Origin of the sequence: Streptomyces sp. MZ04 (assembly GCF_004684775.1) — a bacterium.
GTDB lineage: Bacteria > Actinomycetota > Actinomycetes > Streptomycetales > Streptomycetaceae > Streptomyces.
In genome coordinates this window covers 1-5,319 of the sequence record NZ_SRIC01000420.1, presented here as the reverse complement: position 1 = coordinate 5,319, position 5,319 = coordinate 1, and the positions used below count along the sequence as shown (strand labels likewise).

Genomic DNA, 5,319 nt, shown 5'->3' with positions numbered 1-5,319 from the left:
CCGAACGCCCCGCAGAGCCGCCCTCACCCGCGCCTGCGTGACCCTCGCCGCCGTCACCTCGCTCGCCCTCACCGCCACCGCCTGCGGAGGCACCACCAAGGAGTCGTCGAAGAACGACGACTCGGTCAAGGCATCGGACGCGAAGGCCGACCCGAACGCGGCCACCAAGAAGGGCCTGACCGTCGCCTTCCTGCCCAAGCAGGTCAACAACCCGTACTTCACGGTCGCCGACAAGGGTGGCGAGAAGGCGCTCAAGGAGCTCGGGTCGACGTACAAGGAGACAGGGCCCAACAGCGCCACCGACACCAGCGGGCAGGTCAGTTATGTCAACACCCTCACCCAGCAGCAGGTCGACGCCATGGCCGTCTCCGCGCAGGACCCCGGCGCCCTGTGCACCGCCCTCAAGCAGGCCATGAAGAACGGCATCAAGGTCGTCACGTACGACTCGGACACCAACGCCGGCTGCCGTGACGTGTTCGTCTCGCAGGCCAGTGCCGAGGCGCTCGGCCGCAGCCAGGTGCAGCTGCTCGGCAAGCAGCTCGGCTACAAGGGCGACATCGCCATCCTCTCCGCCGCCCAGACCGCGACGAACCAGAACACCTGGATCGGCTTCATGAAGGACGAGCTGAAGAAGCCCAAGTACAAGGACATGAAGCTGGTGAAGACGGCCTACGGCAACGACGACGCCCAGCAGTCCTTCCAGCAGACCCAGGGACTGCTCCAGGAGCACCCGAAGCTGGCCGGGATCATTTCGCCGACGACCGTCGGCATCAAGGCCGCCGCCCAGTACCTCTCGGGGTCGAAGTACAAGGGCAAGGTGCTCCTCACCGGCCTCGGTACGCCCAACGACATGCGCCAGTACGTGAAGAACGGCACCGTCGAAGGCTTCGAACTGTGGGACCCCGCCAAGCTCGGCGCGCTCGCGGCGCACACCGCCGTGGCCCTGAAGTCCGGCCGGATCACCGGACAGAAGGGCGAGTCGTTCGAGGCGGGCGACCTCGGCAGCTTCACCATCGGCGACAAGGGAGTGGTCGATCTCGGCGAACCGACCGTCTTCGACAAGAAGAACATCGACCAGTACAAATTCTGAGGGAACCGTACGAGGGAATGCACAAGGCGCCGCACGAGGGACCGCGCAAGGCGCCGCACGAGGCAGCACACGAGCAACGGAACAAGGGGACGCATGGTCGGCATCAAAGACGTGGCGAAGCACGCCGGGGTGTCGGTGGGCACCGTGTCGAACGTGATCAACCGCCCGGACATGGTCTCCGAAGAGACCCGCCACCGGGTGCAGTCCGTCATCGACCGGCTCGGCTACGTCCGCAGCGAGTCCGCGCGGCAGCTGCGCGCGGGCCAGAGCCGCATCATGGCGCTGCTGGTGCTCGACATGGGCAACCCCTTCTTCGTGGACGTCGCGCGCGGTGCCGAGCGGGCCGCGCGCGACGCCGGGCTCCGCGTCATGATGTGCAACAGCGGACAGAGCCCCTCCGAAGAGGCCGAGTATCTGGCGCTCTTCGCCGAACAGCGGGTACGCGGCGTCCTGCTCACCCCGGCTGACGCCACGGGACGGAACATCGAGACGTTCCGCCGGCACGACATCCCCTTCGTCCTCGTCGACCGCGTCGCCGAGGGTGCCACCGAGTGTTCCGTCTCGGTGGACGACGTACAGGGCGGGGCGCTCGCGGTGCGCCATCTCCTGGACACCGGGCACCGCAGCGTCGCGTACGTGAGCGGGCCCGCCGGGCTCAACCAGGTCAAGGACCGCCGGGAGGGGGCGCTGCAGGCGCTCGCGGAGGCGGGCCTGCCGGCGTCGGCGCTGCGGGAACTGCCCACCGAGCGCCTCGACGTGGCGGCGGGACGGGACGCGGGGGCCCGCCTCCTCGGGCTCGCCGAGCGGCCGACCGCCGTGTTCTGCGCCAACGATCTGCTGGCCCTCGGAGTGCTCCAGTCGATGTACGCCGCCGGGGTGCGCGTCCCCGAGGACATCGCCATCGTCGGCTACGACGACATCGAGTTCGCGGCGGCGGCGGTCGTCCCGCTCACGTCGGTGCGCCAGCCCGCCGTCACGATGGGCACCATGGCCGCGGAACTCCTCCTGGAGGAGACCGAGTCGGAAGCCCTTCAGCGGCACGAGCACCGGCGCGTGGTGCTCCAGCCCGAGCTGGTGGTGCGGCGCTCCAGCCTGGCGCCCCGCTGATCGCTCCAGCGACCGGTCGCCCAACGGACTGCTTCCGGTCGCCCCGCTGATCGCCCCCGGCGCGCGTGTGCTCAACTGTGACGAAGCACCCCGTTCCACGCGTCGTCCAGGAGCCCTCTTGACCGCCAGCGCCCCTTACCACCAGCCCGGCGTCGTCCTCACCGACCACCGCTTCTCCCTGCCGCTCGACCACGACGACCCGGCGGGCGAGCGCATCGAGGTCTATGCGAGGGAGGTCGTGGCCGGCGCCCACGCGGGCGGGAACCTGCCGTGGCTGGTGTATCTGCAGGGCGGTCCGGGATGCGGGGCCAACCGCTTCGTGGGCAAGGAGGCCTGGCTCGGCCGGGCCCTGCGGGACTACCGGGTGCTGCTCCTCGACCAGCGCGGCACGGGCAGCTCCACCCCGGCCAACCGCCAGACCCTGCCGCTGCGCGGCGCCCCCCGCGAACAGGCGGACTACCTCGCCCACTTCCGCGCCGACTCCATCGTCCGCGACTGCGAACTGATCCGGCGCGAGCTCACCGGCGGCGCCCCCTGGACCGTCCTCGGCCAGAGCTTCGGCGGCTTCTGCACCACCCACTACCTCTCGGCCGCCCCCGAGGGCCTGGACACCGCGATCATCACCGGCGGCCTGCCGACGCTCGACGGGCACGCCGACGACGTCTACCGCGCCGCCTACCCGCGCATGGAGCGCAAGACCGCGGCCCACTACGCCCGCTACCCCCAGGACGTCGAACGCGTCCGCCGCATCGCGGCCTACGTGGCGGAACACGAGCCGGTGCTGACCGGCGGCTACCGCCTCACCGTCGAGGCGTTCCAGTCCCTCGGCATGCTGCTCGGCACGGGCGACGGCAGCCACCGTCTGCACTTCCTGGTGGAAGACGCCTTCGTACGGACGCCGTCCGGGCCCGCGCTCTCCGACGCGTTCCAGGAATCCGTGCAGGCCACCCTCTCGCTCCGGAGCAACCCGCTCTTCGCGCTCATGCACGAGACGATCTACGGGCAGGGCGGTCGGCCCACCGACTGGTCGGCGGAGCGGACGCGCGGCGAGTTCCCGCAGTTCGACCCGGCCAAGGCGCTCCATGGCGACGCCCCGCTGCTGTTCACCGGGGAGGCGATCCAGCGCTGGCAGTTCGACTGCGACCCGGCCCTGAAGCCGCTGCGCGAGACCGCGGACCTCCTTGCCGCACGCATCGACTGGGCGCCCCTGTACGACGCCTCGCGCCTCGCCGCCAACGAGGTTCCGGCGGTCGCCGCGATCTACCACGACGACATGTACGTCGACACCGGGCACTCCCTGCGCACCGCGCGCGCCATCCGCGGCCTGCGCACCTGGGTCACCGACGAGTACGAGCACGACGGTCTTCGGGTGGGCTCACCGCGCGTACTCGACCGGCTGCTCGAGCTGGCCCGCGGCGAGGCCTGAGCCTCCTGCGCGGCCGCCCCGCGGCGAGGCCTGAGCCTCCTGCGCGGCCGCCGCGCGGAGCTAGGCTGCGGCCATGACAGAGCCGTTGAACGACCAGCTCACCCCGATGCCCGAAGACTGGCGGCGCGCACTCGCCGTCGTCGCCCACCCCGACGACCTTGAGTACGGCTGCGCCGCGGCGATCGCCGGATGGACCGACGGCGGGCGCGAGGTCGCCTACCTCCTCGCCAGCCGCGGGGAGGCGGGCATCGACACGCTGGACCCCGCCACCTGCGGGCCGCTGCGCGAGCGGGAGCAGCGGGCCAGCGCCGCCGTGGTCGGCGTGTCGACCGTGGAGTTCCTCGACCACAAGGACGGAGTGATCGAGTACGGGATTGCACTGCGCCGCGACATCGCCGCCGCGATCCGCAGGCACCGGCCCGAACTCGTCATCACGCTCAACCACCGCGACACCTGGGGCGGCGTCGCCTGGAACACCCCTGACCACGTCGCCGTCGGCCGGGCCACCCTCGACGCCGCGTCGGACGCGGGCAACCGCTGGATCTTCCCCGAGCTGATCGAGGAGGACGGCCTCGAACCCTGGAACGGCGTGCGCTGGGTCGCCGTCGCCGGTTCCTCGTCCCCCACGCACGCGGTGGACGCGACGGCGGGACTCGAGCGCTCGGTGCTGTCTCTCCTCGAACACCGCACCTACATCGAGGTGTTGACGCAGGAGGACCCCGAGAAATACTGCCGCGAGTTCCTCACCGGCAACGCACAGCGGACGGCTCCGCGCTTCGGCGGGAAGCCCGCGGTGCCCTTCGAGGTCTTCAGCCGCTGAGCACCCGCCGGTACCCTGCGTCTCTGACGGTACGTCAGAAACGTGGGCGGAGGGCTGGTCCTGGTGATCGACACCATCGGCACGGACATCGTGGAGGGCGAGGAGCGGCTGCGCCTGGACATCGAGGACGGGCTCGGCATCCTCACCCTCTGCCATCCGGGGAAGCTCAACGCGTGGAGCTGGGAGTCCACCCGGCAGCTCGGGATCCTCGCCGACCGGATCCGCTTCGACGACTCGATCAGGGCGGTGCTGTTGCGGGCCGAGGGGCGGGCGTTCTGCGCCGGGATCGATGTCACGTCGCTCAACGGGTCCGGTGCGATCGAGGGCCGCTCGGGGTCCGAGCGCACCCGCAACTACTACGAGGGGCTGCGCTGGGTCCATGAGCGCTTCCGTACGTTCGCGCGGCTGCCGCAGCCCGTGGTCGCCGCCGTGCAGGGCTACTGCCTCGGCTTCGGCTTCGAGCTCGCGCTGATGGCGGACGTCCGGATCGCCGCCGCCGACGCCGTGTTCGCACTGCCCGAGGCGCAGATCGGTGTCGCGGTCGACGCGGGCGGCGATCTGCGGATCGCGCGGGACGCGGGCGCCGGCTGGGCCAAGCTGCTCTCGCTCACCGGCCGACGCATCGACGCCGCCACGGCCGAGCGGCTCCGGCTCGTCCAATTGGTGGTACCCGGTGACGAGTTGGCGAAGTCGGCCCATGGCATCGCAGCGGAGGTCGCCGCCAACGCCCCGCTCGCGGTGCAGGGCATCAAACGCGGCATCGACGCCTACGCGGACGCGGGAATGGACGCCGCCCTCGACCGGGTGGCGATGAACGCGGCGATCACTCTCACGTCGGAGGATTCGCGGGCGGGGTACGCGGCCAGGGGGGAGCGG

At 71.1% G+C, this 5,319-nt stretch carries 5 protein-coding genes; all 5 read left to right on the top strand.

Features of this window, described 5'->3' with window-relative positions; translation table 11 throughout:
- On the top strand, positions 1–1,090 hold a 1,090-nt coding region (gene rhaS, locus E2651_RS40875; protein ID WP_245239525.1), incomplete at its 5' end, for a rhamnose ABC transporter substrate-binding protein.
- A gap of 93 nt (positions 1,091–1,183) precedes the next feature.
- Complete coding sequence (locus tag E2651_RS40870; protein WP_135336338.1) at positions 1,184–2,197, top strand: LacI family DNA-binding transcriptional regulator; 1,014 nt, start codon at positions 1,184–1,186, stop codon at positions 2,195–2,197.
- Between the two features lie 118 nt (positions 2,198–2,315).
- The gene (locus tag E2651_RS40865) at positions 2,316–3,623 is read left to right on the top strand and encodes an alpha/beta fold hydrolase (protein WP_135336337.1); all 1,308 of its coding nucleotides are present in this window, start codon (positions 2,316–2,318) and stop codon (positions 3,621–3,623) included.
- A 73-nt stretch (positions 3,624–3,696) separates the two neighbouring features.
- Positions 3,697–4,443 carry a PIG-L deacetylase family protein gene (locus E2651_RS40860; protein WP_135336336.1) on the top strand — a complete coding sequence of 249 codons (747 nt, stop codon included), beginning with the start codon at positions 3,697–3,699 and terminating at the stop codon, positions 4,441–4,443.
- Between the two features lie 42 nt (positions 4,444–4,485).
- The coding region (locus E2651_RS40855; protein ID WP_245239524.1) for an enoyl-CoA hydratase/isomerase family protein at positions 4,486–5,319 on the top strand (834 nt) is incomplete at its 3' end.